This window comes from Janthinobacterium sp. EB271-G4-7A (assembly GCF_020858075.1).
Taxonomy (GTDB): Bacteria; Pseudomonadota; Gammaproteobacteria; order Burkholderiales; family Burkholderiaceae_D; genus Janthinobacterium; species Janthinobacterium lividum.
This window is the reverse complement of record NZ_JACYMI010000001.1, coordinates 758,273-775,951: the sequence shown is the minus strand read 5'-3', so window position 1 is coordinate 775,951 and position 17,679 is coordinate 758,273. Positions and strand designations below refer to the sequence as shown.

Below are 17,679 nucleotides of genomic sequence, written 5' to 3'. Positions count from 1 at the left end.
AATAGAAACAAATAGAACTATTCTTATAATACTAAGCGATGAATTGTGTCTACTATCAGGAGGTCATGCAATGAAACGTTATCTCACCATCATGATGGCCGCATTGACCGTGTTGCTGACCGGATGCGCCACCACCATACGCAGCGACGTCACCGTCTTCCACGAGTGGCCTGCGCAATTGCAGGACAAATCGTATGCGTTTGAAGCGCCAGCGGCGGAAAACGACACGCTGGAATACCGCAGCTACCAGAACCTGGTGCGCGCGGAACTGGCCAAGCACGGCTTCGGCGAAGCTTCCGGCCCTGCGGCAGCCAATCTGCGCGTGGCGATGCAGTTTTCCACCGTCGACTATCCTGAGCGCGTGCTGCAGGCGTCCGATCCATTCTGGTATGGCCCCGGCTACTGGCCTGGCCGCTACGGCTACCGCTATGGCGCATGGCCAGGCTATGGCCGCTTTGGCTACAACCCCTACTGGTATGGTCCGATGGACATGGAAGAAAGCGTGCGCCATAAATACGAACGCGAATTGCGCGTGACGATCAATGACCGCAACGGCAAGAAACTGTATGACGTGACCGTGCAATCGACCAGCAACAAGCGCGCCACGTCGCAGGTGATGCCGGCCATGGTCGCCAGCGCCTTTGCCGACTTCCCCGGACAAAGCGGCGTGCCCCGCAAGGTGGAAGTCAAGATAGACTGAGAGCGCCAGCCAAAACCTACTGCGCGTCGCGCTTTGCGGCCGGCGATGCTCACCGTACTAAAGTACGGTTGCGCTTCTCGGCCACAAATCACTGCCGCTCGCTACGGTTTTGTCAGGCGCGAGAAGTCTGGAGTACTTTAAAAAAACCGGCTGGTGCAGCAATGCGCAAGCCGGTTTTTTTATGTCTACGAATAATACGCTTCGGCCGCAAACGTCAGCGCGCCGATCAGGGCCACGGCCAATAACAGCACGATCAGCAGGCGGCCGAACTTCGGCGTGCCGTCATCGCTGCCGCTCATGGCACGATGATGGTGGAACCGGTCGTCTTGCGCCCTTCCAGGTCCGTGTGCGCCTGGGCGATATGGGCCAGGCTGTAGCGCTGGTTGATCTCGATCTGCACTTCGCCGCTGCTGACGACGCCGAACAGCGAGGTGGCCATCTCTTCCAGGTTCGCACGGTTCGAGGCATAGCTGAACAGGGCCGGGCGCGTGAGGAACAGCGAGCCGCGCGACGCCAGTTCACTGAGGGTGAAGGCCGGCACGGGACCGGACGCGTTGCCGAAGCTGACCATCATGCCCAGCGGCGCCAGGCAGTCGAGCGAACCCGTAAACGTATCCTTGCCGATGGAATCGTACACCACGGAGACGCCCTTTCCGCCCGTGATCTCGCGCACGCGCTCGACGAAGTTTTCCGTGTTGTAGTTGATGACGTGGGCGGCGCCATGCGCCTTGGCCAGCGCCGCCTTTTCATCGGAACCAGCCGTGCCGATCAGGTTCACACCCAGCACTTTCGCCCACTGGCAGGCGATCAGGCCCACGCCGCCCGCGGCCGCGTGGAACAGTACCGTGTCGCCCGCCTTCAGGGCCACCGTGCGGTGGAACAGGTATTGCACCGTCAAGCCTTGCAGCATCATGGCGGCGGCCGTATCGAAAGCGATGCGCTCGGGCAACACCAGCAGCAGCGCCGCCGGCAAGTTGCGCTGCTGCGCATACGCGCCATTGATGCGCGCCGCATACGCCACCCGGTCGCCGATTTTCACTTCCGTGACGCCCTCACCCACTGCCTCGACGATGCCCGCCCCCTCGACACCGAGGCCATTGGGCAGCGGCTGCGGGTACAGGCCAGTGCGGAAATACACGTCGATGAAATTGAGGCCGATGGCCTCGTGTTTCACGCGCGCCTCGCCGGGGCCGGGCGGCGGCAGTTCCACGTCCACGTATTCCATCACATCCGGGCCGCCCACGCGCTGCACGCGGATGGCCTTGGTGGTAATCGTTGCACTCATGCTCATCTCCTTGTCTGGGGAATCAGGCGGCCGCGCTGGCCCGCGCCTGCAACTGCGACAGCACCAGGTGCGCCGAAGACAGATTCGTCGCGCACGCCACGTTGTGCACGTCGCAGGCGCGCACCAGGGCGTTGATGTCCGGCTCGTGCGGCTGCGGCGTCATCGGGTCGCGCAGGAAAATCACGCAATCGATCAAGCCTTCCACCAGCAGCGAACCGATCTGCAAGTCGCCGCCGAACGGACCGGAATGCTTGCGTTCGACCGCCAGGCCCAGTTCGTTGATCAGGCGGCCGCCCGTGGTGCCCGTGGCCGACAGTTCGCAACCCTTCAAAAAGTCCAGGTATTCGCCCGCCAGGGTAATCATGTCATCTTTTTTCTTGTCGTGGGCAATCAGGGCGATACGTGTTTTCATGGTGAGGACCATTTCAGTGGGTGGAGGAATTATTTCTTTTTCGACAGCAAGTAGATACCGGCCAATACCAGGCTGGTGCCAGCCAGTTGCCAGTTGGTGATCGGTTCATCGAGAATCATGGCGCCCAGGAACAGGGTCGACACGGGGCCTATCATGCCCGCTTGCGAGGCGACGGGCGCGCCGATGCGCTCGACGGCGATCATCGTCATGAAGACGGGCATCACCGTGCAAAAGATGCCGTTCAGCAAAGACAAGCCATACACGGGCATGGGCTGGATCAGCAGCTCGACGGGACGCAGGATGAAGAATTGAAAGATGCAGGCAAAGCTGGCCACGCACATCGCATAGCTAACCAGGCGCATCGAGCCGATGCGCTTGACCAGTTCACCCGAGCCCAGCAGATACACGGCATACGCGCAAGCCGAACCCAGCACGAGAGTCGACCCCAGCGCCACATTGCTGGCGCCGCCCTGCAAATCGTGCACGAACACCAGCACGATGCCGCAATAGGACGTGAACAGTGCCAGCCACTGCAGGCGGCTGATGCGCTGCTTGAAATACACGGTGGTAATCAGCAGTACGAAGGTGGGCGTAAGGAACAGGATCAAGCGCTCCAGGCCCACGGAAATGTATTGCAGGCCCAGAAAATCCAGATAGCTGGACAGGTAGTAGCCGACAAGGCCCAGCCCGACGAGGCGCAGCCGGTCGCTGGTCGACAGCGGCGGCTCCGTGCGCATCTTCCACCAGGCGATGACGGCGAATACGGGCAGCGAAAAAATCATCCTGAAGGCGATCAGGGTGACGGCGTCGATCTGGTAGCGGTACAGCAGCTTGGCGACGATGGCCTTGGTGGAAAACAGCACCGCCCCGCCCACGGCGATGGCCAGGCCACCGAGGTAGACGGAACGGGGAAGCGAGGGAGGAGATGCTTGCGGGGAACTGGAGCTCATCTCCAGATTGTAAGGCAAAAGCGACAGGCGGCTGATAAGCCCGACGGCAAAAACCGGGGTGGGACCCTGAGGGTCTGACCCCAGCCCTTGCTTTGGGCTTGACGTTTAATAAATAATTTTAAGACACCACCACCGCCGCCGCGCCCGCCGTCACCGTCGCCGTCGTCACCCGCGCAATCACGTTGCCTGGCGCCGCCGTGCCGATCAGTTTATTTACCTGCTTGAACTGCGCTACCAGCTTGCCCGGCGTCAAAGTAACCACCGTGTAGCCCTGCGCATCCGTATTCAGATGCTTGATCCACGGGTTGTTGCCCAGGCCGGACAATTGCTGCGCCAGGCCCAGCAGGGTTGCGCTGAAGTCAGTGCTCGCTTTCAAGCCGGCCTGCACGGCAGCTACCGTGGCATCGAGCTGCGCCTCCGGCACGCCCTTGGCGGCCAGGGCGCCGCGCAGCTGCACGCGCAATTGCTCCAGCAGGCTGTCGATGGTGGGCGCCGCCTTGCCCATGGTGTAGTCGAGCAGGTTGATGTCGAGATTCACCGTGCCCAGGCCCGTGACGGGAATGGCCAGCGGATAGCTGACGAGGGTGCCGATATCGCCCATGCTGCCGGCGGCCGACTTCAGGTAACTGAAGAAGGAATCGGAGCTGACGCCGGCCGACACCAGGTCCACCATGACGGGCGTGCCGCCGCCGGCGGCGTCGAAATCGTCGCTGACCGTGCCCGCAAAGAAGGAGTGGATATCGCCGGTAATCGCCACCACGTTGCCGATGGCATTATTTTTCAGGTGCGCCATCAAATTCTTGCGCTCGCTGTTGTAGCCATCCCACTGGTCGCAATTGAGCAGGAAGCGCGTGAAGAATGGCGCCAGCGCCGCCTGCTGGCCGGAAGCGACGACAAAACTCGATGCCGCACCCTTGGCCTGCACGTCGGGCTTGATCCAGCCGAAGGCGATCACTTGCGCGGCGGCGGCCGGCGAGCCGCTGTTGTAGGCGGCCACCGTGATGCCGGCCTGGGCCGCGCTCAAGCCGGCGCCCACGGCGGCGGCGCCCTGCGCGCCTGCATTGGTTGCCGCGCCGGCAATCGCTATGGCCGCCGCTTGCGCCACGGTCGCCGATGCGCCTGCCGTCGAAGCGGCCACGATGCCTGAGGCCAGCGGCACGCTGCCGCCCACCAGTGGCAGGGTGCTGGCGATGGCCTTGCCCACGTTCACCATGGCGCTCAGGGCCAGCAAGGTGGCGATCGCATCCGTGCCATTCAAGCCCATGCGCAGCAATGACACTTCATTGCCCCACAGCTTCCAGGTAGAGGTCGCTGCCTTCATCTTGCTTTTCCACCAGTCGCGCTGGGTCGTGCCCAGCATGCCGACGGCAGCCAGCGGGTCGGCGCCGGCCTTGGTGGCGGCGGCCATCTTCTGCCCTTCCACGCTGTCGAACAACGCTTGCGGCACCAGATAGCGGCTGCCGATGCTGCCCAGCGGCTTGCCCGTGGCGGGATTGATGGTCGACTCGGCGATCGCATGGTCGGCGCGGTACAGGCGCTCGTCCGTCATCACCAGCTGCATCAGTTTGCCGAACTGGAAATCGCGGTAGATCTGGATATTCTGGAACGTTGTCGCGGCGGCATCGAACGTGACGTCGGCCGGCATGTATTCGAACCACGCCTGGTTGGCGCTGCGGCGGCGGGCCGGCTGGTGCAAATCGCTGCCGTCGGCGGCCACGATGCCCTCGTAGGTGGACGCGTCCTGCCAGGCGTCGTCCGTGAATTCGTGATCATCCCAGATGGCGATGAAGGCAAAGCGTTCGTGCACGGCTTGCAGGCGCGCATCGGTGCGGTATTTCTTGTACAGGTAGCGGTAATCGGCCACCGTGGTGGCATATTTCGCGCCGGACGTGCCGCTTTTATACGTGCCGTCCGGCAGTTTCAGCTGGTCGTGGCGGCTTTCCACGGCGCCGCTCTGGAAGGCCTCGCCCACCGTTTCATAGATGTAGTCGCCCAGGTGGACGATGAAATCGAGCGACTCGTTGGCGGCGATGTGCGACAGCGCGCCCCAGTGGTTGATGCTCCAGTCCTGGCACGTCAGGTAGGCGAACTGCAGCTGCGGCACGTCGGCCGTGGCGGCGGGCGCCGTCTTGAAGCGGCCCACGTTCGAGCGCACGTCGCCGGCGATGAACTGGTAAAAATACACCTGGCCCGGCTGCAAGCCCGTCACCTTGTGGCGCAGGGTATTGTCGAAATCGGCTTTCAGCGGCAGCTTGGCATCGACGATGGGCGTGCCGGCCAGGGCCGTATTGCCGCCCAGGGCGGCCGTATTGTCGCTGGCGCTGACGATCAGGCGTACGGCAACCTCGTCCTTGCCGGCCACGGCGGGCGCGACGGCATCGAAACTGGCGGGCACGACGCGCGTCCACAGCATGGCGCTGTCGGCGCGCGGGTCGCCCGAGGCCACGCTTTGCGGGAATTTCCAGTCGCTGCCCGAGGCCAGCGGCACGCCAGGATCGCTGTAATCGGTGCTGCCGCAGGCGGCGAGGCCGGCGGTCGCCACGGAGACCGTGATAAAGCCGCCCAATTTCAGAAATTGCCGCCTATCCATTTGACTTGCCATGATGTCGCGCCCTCGATATGGTGAAAGCGCGTCACTTTAGCAACAGATTGTGTCATCCTGATGACGGGGCCATGCCGCTTCGCAGGGGGCCGATATGCTAAAATGTCGGCCACAATTGAACACCCGTCTAAGGAAGATTCGACATGGCAGGACATAGCAAATGGGCCAACATCAAGCATAAAAAGGCTGCCACCGATGCCAAGCGCGGCAAAATCTGGACGCGCCTGATCAAGGAAATCACGGTCGCGGCCCGCATGGGCGGCGCCGACGCCATCACCAATCCGCGCCTGCGCCTGGCGGTCGACAAGGCGGCCGATGCGAACATGCCAAAAGACAACGTCCAGCGCGCGATCAACCGCGGCAGCGGCGGCGTCGACGGCGCCAACTACGAGGAAGTGCGCTACGAAGGCTACGGCGTGGGCGGCGCAGCCGTCATCGTCGAATGCATGACCGACAACAAGGTGCGCACGGTGGCAGAGGTGCGCAACGCCTTCAACAAGAATGGCGGCAACATGGGCAATGAAGGCTCGGTTGCCTTCATGTTCCAGCACTGCGGCCAGTTGCTGTTCGCGCCGGGCACCGACGAAGACAAACTGATGGAAGCGGCACTGGAAGCGGGCGCCGACGACGTCATCGCCGATGAAGAGGGCGGCTTCGAAGTGGTCACTCCCGTGCACGATTTCGCCACCGTCAAGGAAGCGCTGGAAGCGGCCGGCTTCAAGGCCGAAGTGGCCGAAGTCATCATGAAGCCGGCGACGGAAACCGTGTACGCGGGCGACGACGCCATCAAGATGCAAAAGCTGATCGATGCGCTGGAACTGCTGGACGATGTCCAGGAAGTGTTTACGAACGCCCTGATCGAGAACTAAGCAACAACATCAAGGGCGGCACCGCCGCCCTGCAACCCACATTGAACGAACGGTACCTATGAAAATTCTGGTAGTCGGCTCTGGCGGCCGCGAACACGCCCTGGCCTGGAAACTGGCCCAGTCCGAACGCATACAGATGGTGTATGTTGCGCCGGGCAATGGCGGCACCGCGCGCGATGCGCGCCTGGTCAATCTCGACATCAGCGACCCGCAATTGCTGGCCGATTTCGTTCAACAGGAACACATCGGCCTCACGGTCGTCGGTCCGGAAGTGCCGCTGGCGGCGGGCATCGTCAACCTGTTCCGCTCGCGCGGCCTGAAAATCTTCGGCCCGACGAAAGAAGCGGCGCAGCTGGAATCGTCGAAGGACTTCGCCAAGGCCTTCATGCAGCGCCACGGCATCCCGACAGCCGCCTACCAGACGTTTTCCGACGTCGCTCCCGCGCACGCCTACATCGACGCCATGGGCGCACCCATCGTCATCAAGGCCGACGGCCTGGCCGCCGGCAAGGGCGTCGTCGTAGCCATGACCCTGGAAGAAGCACACCAGGCGGTCGACATGATGCTGGCCGATAACCAGTTCGGCGACGCCGGCGCGCGCATCGTCATCGAGGAATTCCTCGCCGGCGAAGAAGCGAGCTTCATCGTCATGTGCGACGGCAAGAACATCCTGCCGCTGGCCACCAGCCAGGACCACAAGCGCCTGAAGGACCACGACCAGGGCCCGAACACGGGCGGCATGGGCGCGTATTCGCCGGCGCCTATCGTCACGCCGGCCATGCATGCGCGCGTCATGCGCGAAATCATCGTGCCGACCATCCAGGGCATGGCCAAGGATGGCATCACGTTTACGGGCTTCCTGTACGCGGGCCTGATGATCGACGACAAGGGCACGCCGAAGACGCTGGAATTCAACTGCCGCATGGGCGACCCGGAAACGCAGCCGATCATGGCGCGCCTGAAAACCGACCTGGTCACCGTCATGGAGCACGCCGTCAACGGCACGCTCGACGCCGTGGAACTGGAATGGGACCGCCGCACGGCCGTCGGCGTCGTCATGGCTGCCGCCGGCTACCCGGACGATCCTGTCAAAGGCACGTCCATCGGCGACATCCCGGCCGAAACCGTCGATTCCGTCACCTTCCATGCGGGCACCCGCATCGAAGGCGAACGCCTGGTCACCAACGGCGGCCGCGTGCTGTGCGTGGTGGGCCTGGGCGACAGCATCAAGATGGCGCAGAAGCAGGCGTATGAAACCGTGGAAAAGATCCATTTCGACGGCGCCCAGTACCGCCGCGATATCGGCTGGCGCGGTCTGAAGCATTGATCGCCCCATAACGATCACACGGCGGGCCGGCGCGGAATGCATCCGCCCCGGCCCGTTTTCATTTTGATCGCCCCACATTCCTCGCCATGACCATTCCACCCGGCCTTGCCGCACCACACCGCGATGCCCCGGTGAGCCCCCTGGCATGGCTGACGCTTGCCTTGCTGCTCGTTGCCGGCCTGGCCTGGTACTGGTTCAGCAGCTATGCCGTACCACGCTGTGATACCAGACAAACCGTGGCCGCGGTCACGGATGGCAAATTCAGCCTGCACGCTATCAAGCAGGCCGGCTATGCCTGGTCGCAAAAAACCCGTGGCTGCCTGGCTACCGTCATCCAGGACAGCAAGCCGATGCAATACGCCTGGACCATTTCGCGCGTGGAAGGCCGCCGCAAAAGCCGGCTGGAGTATGACCATGCGCATCCGGGCATCGTGCAAGCGCGCTTTGCCGACATCGCCTGGCATGGCGGCTTTGCGCAGCAGGGCCAGCCCATCGGGCGCGATGGGCTGAAGAATGCGATGCTGGCCGGCATGGATGCACTGCGCGGCAAGCCGCTCTACCATGCCAATCTCAACGCGGTGGTGTCGCCGCAGCACTACCGTGAAATCGGCGATATTGAAGCGCTGGGTCCATGCAAGGCAGTATTGCCCGGCGTAGTTTCCTGCCGCCTGCTGCTGGCCCGCAACGACCTTGCGCCCGCTGCCGCAACAAAGGTGCTGGCAGTGTCGGTACTGCAACAAGGCGACTTTACTTTCCAGCGCAGCGAGGATGGCAAGAACTGGTCGGTAACACCGCGGTTCAGGACAGAACTGGAGCAGGCGCAACTTCAATAGTGCGCTGGAGAAACGAGATTACATTGTAAAATTTACCATCTTGATTCTTCACAAACCCACTCCCGATGACAAGCAATCCACCTGTGCCCACGCATACTTCCGTCGAGGCGCTGCATGTGCTGAAGCTGCTCACGCGCCGCCAGCGCGACGCGGCCGGCAATGGCTGGTCGGTGACGCCGCAATTTGCCGGCGAACCACGCCTGGCCAAAGTAAAAGAGTAAGTCCATGCAGATCGAACCGCCCCACGCATCGCTGGGCCAGCTGCACCAGCTTGGCCTGATCACCGCGCAGGAACTGGACGAGGCCAACTCGGAACGCGATATCGCCGCCCATGAGCGCCTGCACCCGCCCGAGGATCCCGTCGACATGCCGGAACTGGCGCAGGACGCCGATCTGGCCAGCACCCTGGGCTGGCTGCTGCTGACCGATCTGCTGCCCAAGAATGACTTCGACAAGCGCGTGGCCAAACTGCCACCCCGGCAACAGGCACTGGCAGCAGAGGGGGTGCGGCACTACAACCGCCGCGAGGTCGACGCCTTGTACGAGCTCGATTTGCTGAACCAGTTCCAGCGCGATGCGGCACACGCGGCGGCGCCAGCCGACCGCATGTTTTATACGCCCTGGATCGCCATGCGCTGGCTGGTGGCAAACAACATCCTGCCGACGGCGCAGTTCGAAGCGCTGGAAGTGCACGTGCGTGAACATGGCAGCGAACTGGCGCGCGACATCATGGAAGCGTCCAGGCTGCGCCATGGTCACGACCGCATCCCGTACAAGCGCCCACCGGCCTGGAAAGGCGCGCTGATCGTGCTGGGGCTGATCCTGGTCATGTCCGTCGTGTACGGCGTGCTTACCGGAAGCCTGCAGCCATGAGCACCGATCCACGCCTGCTGCCGCTGGCAGAACTGCTGCGCCTCGGCCTGATCACCAGCGACGAATACGACGATACGCTGGCCGAACTGGAGATCATCGACCTGCAGCGCGCGCACAATGCCGCCGAAGACATTGATGTGCCGGAGCTGGCGATGAATGCCGACCAGATCGGGACGCTGGCCTGGCTGCTGAGCGCCGAACTCGTGCCCGAGGACCGTTTTTTCAAGATGCTGCGCAAGCTGCCCGCCGATGAACCACGCCGGCACCTGGCCAGCGCCGCGCTGCAGCAGGTGAACCGGCAGGCGGTCGACGCGCTGTACCAGCAGAACCTGATCAACCCGTGGCAGCGCGACGCCGCCCACGACAGCCTGCCAGCCGGTCACCTGGCCGCCACGCCCGTCGCGGCCTTGCGGCATATGCTGAAACAGGGCACGCTATCGCCGCTGCAATACAAGGAGCTGCAAGCGCGCACGCGCACGCACGGCTCGCCACTGGCGCGCGTGATCGTCGATGCTGCCGGCAAACCGCCGGTTCAGTATGGCCGGCGCGCCGCGCGCCCGTTCAACGTCCTGATGATAGTGCTGATGCTGCTAATGCTGATGCTCGTGGCGATTGTGGGGCCGTTGTGGTTCAAGCGCGAGCAGCCAACGCCTGCGGCACCGCTGGCGCAACCGGCCGACACGGTGGAACGCGACGACCGGCAGCAGCGTGCGGCGCAAGCACTCGATGCCGCCCGCCAGCCGGGCCATGAGAGCGTGCAATACGATGTCCATGTGGTGCAGGACAAGCCGCCTCGGTAAAGCAGGGTCGGCAACAGCAGCGCCGGTTTTGCTATCACAAAAATCCGTAACAGGGTACAATCCGTCCTTACTTTTTTATTTCGGCCTCGTCGGCCCACGCGATGTCGTCAACTCCCTCTCCTTCGGCCGTCAAGGCCTATTTGCTCGATTTGCAAAGCCGTATCGTGCAGGCACTCGAAGCGCAGGACGGCAAGCCCTTCCTGACCGATGCCTGGCAGCGCCCCGAGGGCGGCGGCGGCATTTCGCGGCTGATCGAGGAAGGCAATGTATTCGAGCGGGGCGGCGTGAACTTTTCGCACGTTACCGGCGCCGCATTGCCGCCATCGGCAGCGGCCGCGCGCCCTGAACTGGGCGGCAAGGCGTGGGAAGCGATGGGCGTGTCGCTGGTGCTGCATCCGCGTAATCCGTATGCGCCGACGGTGCACATGAATGTGCGGTTTTTCAGCACCGTCAATGCCGATGGCGAACCCGTATGGTGGTTCGGCGGCGGCATGGACCTGACGCCGTATTATGGCGACGCGGGCGACGTGAAGCACTTCCACCAGGTGTGCCATGATGCGCTGGCGCCGTTTGGCGACGAACTGCATCCGAAGTTCAAGCAGTGGTGCGACGATTATTTCTACCTGAAGCACCGGCGCGAAGCGCGTGGCGCCGGTGGCATCTTCTTCGACGATTTCAATGCCCTGGGCTTTGACGACAGCTTTGCGATGATGCGCAGCGCCGGCGACGCTTTCGTCAAGGCCTATGTGCCGATCCTGGCGCGCCGCAAGGACACGCCCTACGGCGAACGCGAACGCGATTTCCAGTGCTACCGGCGCGGACGCTATGTCGAGTTCAACCTGGTGTTCGACCGCGGCACCCTGTTCGGCCTGCAGTCGGGCGGACGCACCGAGGCGATCCTGATGTCGATGCCGCCCGTGGTCAAGTGGCGCTACGACTGGCACCCGGAAGCGGGCAGTCCCGAAGCGGCGTTGTATACTGACTTCCTCGTGCATCGCGACTGGCTGCAGGCGTGACCGGAGTTAGCACGACGCATGGCATCGCCGGCAATACCCCATGCGTGGCGCTGCTGGGCGGCAGCTACGATCCGGTGCATATGGGCCATGTCGCGCTGGGCACGCATTTTTCCAGCCTGCTGCACGCCGATGAACTGCGCGTGATTCCGGCCGGCGCGCCCTGGCAAAAGGGCAACCTGGGCGCCACCGGCCAACAGCGCGCCGAGATGGCCGGCCTGGCGTTTGCCGGCCTGCCCGTGCCGGTCGTGATCGACCGACAGGAAATCGAGCGCAGCGAACATGGCCAGGCCAGCTACACCATCGATACCTTGCGCCAGGTACGCGCCGAGCTGGGAGCGCGCGCATCCATCGTTTTCCTGATGGGCGCCGACCAGCTGCAGCGGCTCGCGACATGGCGCGAATGGCAGCAATTATTTGAATACGCGCATATCTGCGTCGCGGCCCGCCCCGGCTTCGCGCTGAATGACACCGCAGTGCCGCAAGTGGTCGCCGAAGAATTTTCGCGCCGCCTGGGGTCACTGGAAAGCATCCGCAACACGCCGCACGGTCTGACTTATCTGGCACAGGACTTCGCGGTGGATATCTCCGCCACCGAAATACGTGCGGCATTACAACGGGGGAATCGGGCAAACTCGCTTGTTTCCCCGCTAGTGCTAGACTATATTGAACAACATAATTTATACAAAAGCTAAATGGACATCAAAAAACTGCAAACCCTCGTCGTTGACGCCCTTGAAGACGTCAAAGGCCAAGACATCGCCGTCTTCGAAACGAGTCACCTGACCAGCCTGTTCGACCGCATCGCGATCGTTTCCGGTACCTCGAACCGTCAAACCAAGGCGCTGGCCGCCTCGGTGCGCAACAAGGTCAAGGACGCCGGCGGCGACATCATCGGCATGGAAGGCGAGGAAACGGGTGAATGGGTGCTGGTCGATCTGGGCGACATGATCGTCCACATCATGCAAGCGCCTATCCGCGCCTACTACCGCCTGGAAGAAATCTGGGGCGACACGCCGGTCAAGCTGGGTGCCGCCAAGCGCGCGCCGAAAAAAGCGGCCGGCGACGAGCCGAAAAAGGTCAGCGGCCATCTGGCAGCGAGCAAGGCCAATGTGGAAGCTTCGCCCGTGATCGAGAAAAAGACACCGGCCAAGAAAGCCACGGCCGCCACCGCCGCCAAGAAAGCCCCGGCGAAAAAAGCCACCGCTTCCAAAGCTGTCGGCAAGACCGTGAAAGTCGCGCCAACCAAGACCGAAGCGGCTGCCGTGAAAGCCTTGAAAGCGCTGCCAGAGAAAAAAGTGCGCGCCCCACGCGCGGCCAAGCCGGCAGCCGATGCTGCACCGGCAAAAACCGTGATCAAGCGTATCAAAAAAGTCGAAGCGTAAGCCTCGATGCAGCTCATCATCGCTGCGGTCGGCCATAAAATGCCGGCCTGGATAGAGACGGGCTTCGCGGAATACGCGAAGCGCATGCCGCCGGAATTGCGCATCGTGCTGAAAGAAATCAAGCCGGTGGAGCGTTCCGGCAGCAAGACCGCCGCCACGGCGATGGCGCTGGAACGCGAACGCATCGAAGCCGTCCTGCCCAAGGGCGTGCGCATCATCGCGCTCGACGAACGCGGCAAGGACCTGACCAGTGTCGGCCTGTCGCAGCAGTTGATGGCGTGGCAGCAGGATGGCCGCGACACCGCCTTCCTGATCGGCGGCGCCGACGGCCTCGATCCGCAACTCAAGGCACGTGCCGAAGGCATGCTGCGCATTTCCAGCATGACCCTGCCGCACGGCGTGGTGCGCGTGATCCTCGCCGAGCAGCTGTATCGTGCCTGGTCGATCACGCAAAACCACCCCTATCACCGCGTCTGAACTCCCCCATGAAAACGGCTGATCACAAGATCTACCTTGCCTCCAAAAGCCCGCGACGGCGCGAACTGCTGCGCCAGATCGGCATCGATTTCGAATTGCTGCTGCTGCGCAGCGACGGCCCGCGCGGCGCCGACGTCACAGAGGAAGTCCTGCCCGGCGAATCGGCGCTCGACTATGTCGCCCGCGTATCGAATGAAAAAGCCGCCTTCGCCTGGGACCTGGTGCGCCGCCGCCACCTGACCCCGCGCCCCGTGCTGGCAGCCGACACCACCGTCACCATCGACGGCATCATCCTCGGCAAGCCGGCCGACCGCCTTGAGGCCGTGGCGATGCTGCAGCAGCTGTCGGGCCGCACGCACGAGGTGCTCACCTCGATCGCCGTGCACTACAAGGATTTCGCCGAGCAGCGCACGCAGGTGTCGCAAGTGCGCTTCGGCGTGCTCTCGCCGGCCTCCATCGCCGCCTACTGCGCCACGCCCGAGCCCTACGACAAGGCCGGCGGCTACGGCATCCAGGGCAGCGCCGCCCTGTTCGTCGAGCATATCGAAGGCAGCCATTCCGGCATCATGGGCCTGCCCCTGTACGAGACGGCGCAATTGCTGCGTGAAGCAGGTTTGCCCCTGCCCTGATCCCGGGTATGATGTCATTCGTCGCCTCCACTTCCCCGCCTCCATGAACGAAGACATCCTGATCAATATCACGCCGCAAGAAACGCGCGTCGCCCTCATCCTGCAGGGCGCCGTGCAGGAATTGCACATCGAGCGCACGCTCACGCGCGGCCTGGCCGGCAATGTGTATTCCGGCAAAGTGGTACGGGTGTTGCCGGGCATGCAGTCGGCCTTCATCGACATCGGCCTGGAGCGCGCCGCCTTCCTGCACGTGGCCGACATCTGGGAAGCGCGCGGCCACGACGGCCAGAACGCGACACCGGCGCCCATCGAAAAAATCCTCTTCGACGGCCAGGTGCTGACGGTGCAGGTGATCAAGGACCCGATCGGCACCAAGGGCGCGCGCCTGTCGACGCAGATTTCCATCGCCGGACGCATGCTGGTGTACCTGCCCCAGGACAAGCACATCGGCATCTCGCAGAAAATCGAAAAGGAAGCGGAGCGCGAGCAGCTGCGCGTGCGCCTGCAAAGCCTGCTGCCGCCCGATGAAAAAGGCGGCTACATCGTGCGCACCATGGCCGAAGACGCGTCCGACGCGGACCTGAAGGCGGACGTCGACTACCTGCGCAAGACCTGGAGCACGATCACGCACGGCGCGCGCACGCGTCCCGCCACCAGCCTGCTGCACCAGGACTTGAGCCTGGCGCAGCGCGTGCTGCGCGACTTCGTCGGCGATGAAACAGCCACCATCCAGGTCGATTCGCGCGAGAATTACGTCAAATTGCGCGAATTCGCTGAAATCTACACGCCCAGCGAACTGACGCGCTTGCAGCACTACACGGGCGAGCGCCCGCTGTTCGACCTGTATGGCGTGGAAGAAGAGATCCTGCGCGCGCTAGGCCGTCGGGTCGACCTGAAATCGGGCGGTTACCTGATCGTCGACCAGACGGAAGCGATGACCACCATCGACGTCAACACGGGCGGCTTCGTCGGCGGGCGCAACTTCGCCGACACGATTTTCAAGACCAACCTGGAAGCGGCGCACGCCATTGCGCGCCAGCTGCGCCTGCGCAACCTGGGCGGCATCATCATCCTCGACTTCATCGACATGGACAATGCCGAGCACCGCAACGCCGTGCTGGCCGAACTGAAACGCACGCTGTCGCGCGACCGCACCAAGGTTTCGGTGAGCAATTTCTCGCCGCTGGGCCTGGTGGAAATGACGCGCAAGCGCACGCGCGAATCGCTGGCCCACATCCTGTGCGAACCCTGCCCCGCCTGCGCCGGCAAGGGACAAGTCAAGACCTCGCGCACGATCTGCTATGAAATCCTGCGCGAACTGCTGCGCGAAGCAAAACAGTTCAACCCGCGCGAATTCCGCATCCTCGCCTCGCAGGAAGTGGTCGATCTGTTCCTCGAAGAAGAATCGCAGCACCTGGCCATGCTCGGTGATTTCATCGGCAAGAAAATCTCGCTGCAGGTGGAGAATGCCTACCACCAGGAGCAGTACGACGTGATCCTGATGTAGTCATGCCGGGCAGCACCGCCTTCTGGCGCGACCCGTCTCTCCCCCACGTGGAGAGCCGGCGCGCCTGCCACAGCCGGGCGTGCTACAAGCCGCACAGCCATCCCACGTTTTCCATCGGCGCCGTCGACGCAGGCGGCAGCATCTTTACAGGCAGCAAAGACGGCAAGGTCGCCCTCGGCAATGGCAGCCTGGTGCTGGTGCCGGCCGGCTGCGTGCACGCCTGCAATCCCCTGCCTGACGCCCCGTGGAGCTACCAGATGCTGCATCTCGATGCGCGGTGGCTGCAAGCACACGCGCCGGCGCTCGATGGCGACACGGCGACGGTGTTGCGTTGCCCGCTGCTGTATGCGCAGTTTTGCGCCATGAATGCGCTGCTGTTTTCAACGGCCGGCGCGGCGGAGAAAAATGCGGCGCTGCTGGCGTTCCTTGGCGCTTGCGCCAGCGCCTGCGCAGACGTGCTGCCGTCGGAACGCAAGCCGCTGCCGCGGCAACTGGCGCCCGTGTTCGCAACGCTGCAGGCGCAGCCCTCGGCCAGCCTGCGGCAACTGGCGGAGGCGGCTGGCCTGAGCCCCTATCAATTGATCCGCGCCTTTCGCGCCGCCACGGGCCTGACGCCGCATGCCTACCAGCTGAATATGCACGTCAACCGCGCGCGCAGCCGCTTGCAGGAAGGGACGGCGCTGGCGCAGCTGGCGCATGAGCTGGGCTTTGCCGACCAGAGCCACCTGCAGCGCGTCTTCAAGGCGCATGCGGGCATCACGCCCGGGCGCTACCGCTAGCCTGCAATTTTCTTCAATACGCGCCGGCAGCAGCATTGCATACTCGCCTCCCTATCGTTACGGAGCGCAAGCCATGCAGGACTTTTTATTGATCGCCGCCGCCCACTTTCTTTCCCTGCTGTCGCCCGGTCCCGATTTTTTCCTGATCGCGCGCACCTCGCTGGCCCACGGCTGGCGCGCCGCTGCCGGCACGTGCATGGGCATTACCGTGGCCAATGCGGTGTTTATCGTGGCGGCATTTGGAGGACTGTCGGTGCTGCGGGCGGGCAGTACGGCATTCATGGTGGTGCGGCTGGCGGGATGCGCCTATCTGCTGTACCTGGGCTGGCTGTTCTTGCGCCATGCGGGCAAGAGCGGCCTGGATGCCAAGCCCGCCACCAGCAAGGCGCGCTGGCGCGGCAGTGTCGTGATGGGGTTTGCCTCCGCCATCCTGAATCCGAAAAATGCGCTGTTCTATGTCAGCTTGGCCGCCGTGCTGGCCTCCAGGCAGACAAACACCGCTGCGATGGTCGCATATGGCGCGTGGATGGTCTTTGCCGTGCTGGCGTGGGATATGGCGGTGGCGCTGGCCATCGGCAGCACCGCCCTGCGGCAGCGCTTTGCACGCGCGCTGCCGTCGCTGGAACGGCTGTCGGGCGTGACGCTGATCGTGCTGGCGGTGGTGCTGCTAGCGGATCAGGCTGGCAGCGGATCCAGGTAAAACACGGCATACACTTTCAAGGGCGTGGTTTCCGTTGCTTTTTCCGAGCGCACGACGGAGCAGTCGTCGGCGGCCAGGCTGCGCCAGTTCTGGATGCCGGCCTTGGCGAACATGGCGTGCGCGGGGGCATTCGCCGCCAGGTCCAGCACCAGGCAGGCGTTGCGCGGGCCGGCGCCGTAGTTGACGGCGCGGATTTCAATGCCGAAGGTCGTCATCCACGGTTCCCACAAGCCTTTTTCCTTGCCGGCCGCCATGCGCTCGAGCATCTCGCCAAACGTCAGACCTTTCTTGACGGTATCGCGCAGTGCTTGCAGCGACGGCGCCAGGCGGGGATCGGGCTGCTTGTTGCCGGCGCGGATCTCGGCGATCGCTTTCAATTCCTTGATGATGGCCGCATCGCGTTCCGTGTAATCGCGCATGCGCGCGTAAAACTCGGCATCGAGAAAGGGATTGACGGTCAGCTTGGCGACGCCCTCTTCGCGGCGTTTCGGGGAGGGCGTGTTGGTTTTGGTCATGGCGATGGAGGGCAAAATACGTT

Annotated in this window: 20 protein-coding genes; 15 read left to right on the top strand and 5 right to left on the bottom strand. The window is 63.4% G+C overall.

What is annotated here, in order from left to right; translation table 11 throughout:
• Positions 1-70 precede the first annotated feature (70 nt).
• Complete coding sequence (locus tag IGS58_RS03620; protein ID WP_176376408.1) at positions 71-700, top strand: DUF4136 domain-containing protein; 630 nt, start codon at positions 71-73, stop codon at positions 698-700.
• Positions 701-995: 295 nt separating this feature from the next.
• Here IGS58_RS03620 and IGS58_RS03615 read toward each other — a convergent pair whose 3' ends face one another.
• The 4 genes from IGS58_RS03615 to IGS58_RS03600 form a co-directional block, all read right to left on the bottom strand.
• Entirely contained in the window at positions 996-1,985 is a 990-nt protein-coding gene (locus IGS58_RS03615) for a quinone oxidoreductase family protein (protein ID WP_070254265.1), read from the bottom strand.
• Positions 1,986-2,007: 22 nt separating this feature from the next.
• On the bottom strand, positions 2,008-2,397 hold the full coding sequence (locus IGS58_RS03610; RefSeq protein ID WP_034786684.1) for a methylglyoxal synthase: 390 nt from the start codon (positions 2,395-2,397) through the stop codon (positions 2,008-2,010).
• Positions 2,398-2,426: 29 nt separating this feature from the next.
• Positions 2,427-3,347: a DMT family transporter gene (locus tag IGS58_RS03605; protein WP_034786487.1), complete on the bottom strand. Its 921-nt coding sequence runs from the start codon at positions 3,345-3,347 to the stop codon at positions 2,427-2,429.
• Between the two features lie 118 nt (positions 3,348-3,465).
• Positions 3,466-5,937: an alkaline phosphatase D family protein gene (locus IGS58_RS03600; protein WP_230520678.1), complete on the bottom strand. Its 2,472-nt coding sequence runs from the start codon at positions 5,935-5,937 to the stop codon at positions 3,466-3,468.
• A 155-nt stretch (positions 5,938-6,092) separates the two neighbouring features.
• Here IGS58_RS03600 and IGS58_RS03595 point away from each other — a divergent pair, with 155 nt between their 5' ends.
• From IGS58_RS03595 to IGS58_RS03530, 14 genes are all read left to right on the top strand, one after another.
• Positions 6,093-6,818: a YebC/PmpR family DNA-binding transcriptional regulator gene (locus IGS58_RS03595; protein ID WP_034786485.1), complete on the top strand. Its 726-nt coding sequence runs from the start codon at positions 6,093-6,095 to the stop codon at positions 6,816-6,818.
• Between the two features lie 58 nt (positions 6,819-6,876).
• Positions 6,877-8,145, top strand: coding sequence for a phosphoribosylamine--glycine ligase (gene purD, locus IGS58_RS03590; RefSeq protein ID WP_070254269.1), 1,269 nt, complete (start codon positions 6,877-6,879; stop codon positions 8,143-8,145).
• A gap of 86 nt (positions 8,146-8,231) precedes the next feature.
• Entirely contained in the window at positions 8,232-8,978 is a 747-nt protein-coding gene (locus tag IGS58_RS03585) for a hypothetical protein (RefSeq protein ID WP_230520677.1), read from the top strand.
• An 83-nt stretch (positions 8,979-9,061) separates the two neighbouring features.
• Positions 9,062-9,199 (top strand): hypothetical protein, encoded by a 138-nt coding sequence (locus IGS58_RS03580; protein WP_167468696.1) that lies wholly within the window; start codon positions 9,062-9,064, stop codon positions 9,197-9,199.
• A 4-nt stretch (positions 9,200-9,203) separates the two neighbouring features.
• The gene (locus IGS58_RS03575; RefSeq protein WP_230520676.1) at positions 9,204-9,851 is read left to right on the top strand and encodes a hypothetical protein; all 648 of its coding nucleotides are present in this window, start codon (positions 9,204-9,206) and stop codon (positions 9,849-9,851) included.
• Entirely contained in the window at positions 9,848-10,651 is an 804-nt protein-coding gene (locus tag IGS58_RS03570) for a hypothetical protein (protein ID WP_230520675.1), read from the top strand. The genes IGS58_RS03575 and IGS58_RS03570 overlap by 4 nt, the downstream gene beginning before the upstream one ends.
• A gap of 101 nt (positions 10,652-10,752) precedes the next feature.
• On the top strand, positions 10,753-11,667 hold the full coding sequence (hemF, locus tag IGS58_RS03565; RefSeq protein WP_034786480.1) for an oxygen-dependent coproporphyrinogen oxidase: 915 nt from the start codon (positions 10,753-10,755) through the stop codon (positions 11,665-11,667).
• A gap of 44 nt (positions 11,668-11,711) precedes the next feature.
• Positions 11,712-12,359: a nicotinate (nicotinamide) nucleotide adenylyltransferase gene (gene nadD / locus IGS58_RS03560; protein ID WP_225317413.1), complete on the top strand. Its 648-nt coding sequence runs from the start codon at positions 11,712-11,714 to the stop codon at positions 12,357-12,359.
• Positions 12,360-13,049: a ribosome silencing factor gene (gene rsfS / locus IGS58_RS03555; RefSeq protein WP_034786479.1), complete on the top strand. Its 690-nt coding sequence runs from the start codon at positions 12,360-12,362 to the stop codon at positions 13,047-13,049.
• A 6-nt stretch (positions 13,050-13,055) separates the two neighbouring features.
• Positions 13,056-13,526 (top strand): 23S rRNA (pseudouridine(1915)-N(3))-methyltransferase RlmH, encoded by a 471-nt coding sequence (rlmH, locus tag IGS58_RS03550; RefSeq protein ID WP_034747108.1) that lies wholly within the window; start codon positions 13,056-13,058, stop codon positions 13,524-13,526.
• 8 nt (positions 13,527-13,534) lie between these two features.
• On the top strand, positions 13,535-14,155 hold the full coding sequence (locus IGS58_RS03545; RefSeq protein ID WP_034786478.1) for a Maf family protein: 621 nt from the start codon (positions 13,535-13,537) through the stop codon (positions 14,153-14,155).
• A gap of 43 nt (positions 14,156-14,198) precedes the next feature.
• Positions 14,199-15,662: a ribonuclease G gene (gene rng, locus IGS58_RS03540; RefSeq protein WP_034747098.1), complete on the top strand. Its 1,464-nt coding sequence runs from the start codon at positions 14,199-14,201 to the stop codon at positions 15,660-15,662.
• Positions 15,663-15,664: 2 nt separating this feature from the next.
• Positions 15,665-16,441 (top strand): AraC family transcriptional regulator, encoded by a 777-nt coding sequence (locus IGS58_RS03535; RefSeq protein WP_070254274.1) that lies wholly within the window; start codon positions 15,665-15,667, stop codon positions 16,439-16,441.
• 73 nt (positions 16,442-16,514) lie between these two features.
• Complete coding sequence (locus tag IGS58_RS03530) at positions 16,515-17,141, top strand: LysE family translocator (protein ID WP_230520674.1); 627 nt, start codon at positions 16,515-16,517, stop codon at positions 17,139-17,141.
• Here IGS58_RS03530 and IGS58_RS03525 read toward each other — a convergent pair.
• Positions 17,117-17,656: a hypothetical protein gene (locus tag IGS58_RS03525; protein WP_226939445.1), complete on the bottom strand. Its 540-nt coding sequence runs from the start codon at positions 17,654-17,656 to the stop codon at positions 17,117-17,119. The two genes, IGS58_RS03530 and IGS58_RS03525, sit on opposite strands and share 25 nt — an antisense overlap.
• Between the last annotated feature and the right edge of the window lie 23 nt (positions 17,657-17,679).

Bases quoted from the DNA above. Each gene is read 5' to 3' on its own strand.
- IGS58_RS03620 (WP_176376408.1), top strand. From the start codon at position 71: ATGAAACGTTATCTCACCATCATGATGGCCGCATTGACCGTGTTGCTG.
- IGS58_RS03615 (WP_070254265.1), bottom strand. From the start codon at position 1,985: ATGAGTGCAACGATTACCACCAAGGCCATCCGCGTGCAGCGCGTGGGC.
- IGS58_RS03610 (WP_034786684.1), bottom strand. From the start codon at position 2,397: ATGAAAACACGTATCGCCCTGATTGCCCACGACAAGAAAAAAGATGAC.
- IGS58_RS03605 (WP_034786487.1), bottom strand. From the start codon at position 3,347: ATGAGCTCCAGTTCCCCGCAAGCATCTCCTCCCTCGCTTCCCCGTTCC.
- IGS58_RS03600 (WP_230520678.1), bottom strand. From the start codon at position 5,937: ATGGATAGGCGGCAATTTCTGAAATTGGGCGGCTTTATCACGGTCTCC.
- IGS58_RS03595 (WP_034786485.1), top strand. From the start codon at position 6,093: ATGGCAGGACATAGCAAATGGGCCAACATCAAGCATAAAAAGGCTGCC.
- purD (WP_070254269.1), top strand. From the start codon at position 6,877: ATGAAAATTCTGGTAGTCGGCTCTGGCGGCCGCGAACACGCCCTGGCC.
- IGS58_RS03585 (WP_230520677.1), top strand. From the start codon at position 8,232: ATGACCATTCCACCCGGCCTTGCCGCACCACACCGCGATGCCCCGGTG.
- IGS58_RS03575 (WP_230520676.1), top strand. From the start codon at position 9,204: ATGCAGATCGAACCGCCCCACGCATCGCTGGGCCAGCTGCACCAGCTT.
- IGS58_RS03570 (WP_230520675.1), top strand. From the start codon at position 9,848: ATGAGCACCGATCCACGCCTGCTGCCGCTGGCAGAACTGCTGCGCCTC.
- hemF (WP_034786480.1), top strand. From the start codon at position 10,753: ATGTCGTCAACTCCCTCTCCTTCGGCCGTCAAGGCCTATTTGCTCGAT.
- rsfS (WP_034786479.1), top strand. From the start codon at position 12,360: ATGGACATCAAAAAACTGCAAACCCTCGTCGTTGACGCCCTTGAAGAC.
- rlmH (WP_034747108.1), top strand. From the start codon at position 13,056: ATGCAGCTCATCATCGCTGCGGTCGGCCATAAAATGCCGGCCTGGATA.
- IGS58_RS03545 (WP_034786478.1), top strand. From the start codon at position 13,535: ATGAAAACGGCTGATCACAAGATCTACCTTGCCTCCAAAAGCCCGCGA.
- rng (WP_034747098.1), top strand. From the start codon at position 14,199: ATGAACGAAGACATCCTGATCAATATCACGCCGCAAGAAACGCGCGTC.
- IGS58_RS03535 (WP_070254274.1), top strand. From the start codon at position 15,665: ATGCCGGGCAGCACCGCCTTCTGGCGCGACCCGTCTCTCCCCCACGTG.
- IGS58_RS03530 (WP_230520674.1), top strand. From the start codon at position 16,515: ATGCAGGACTTTTTATTGATCGCCGCCGCCCACTTTCTTTCCCTGCTG.
- IGS58_RS03525 (WP_226939445.1), bottom strand. From the start codon at position 17,656: ATGACCAAAACCAACACGCCCTCCCCGAAACGCCGCGAAGAGGGCGTC.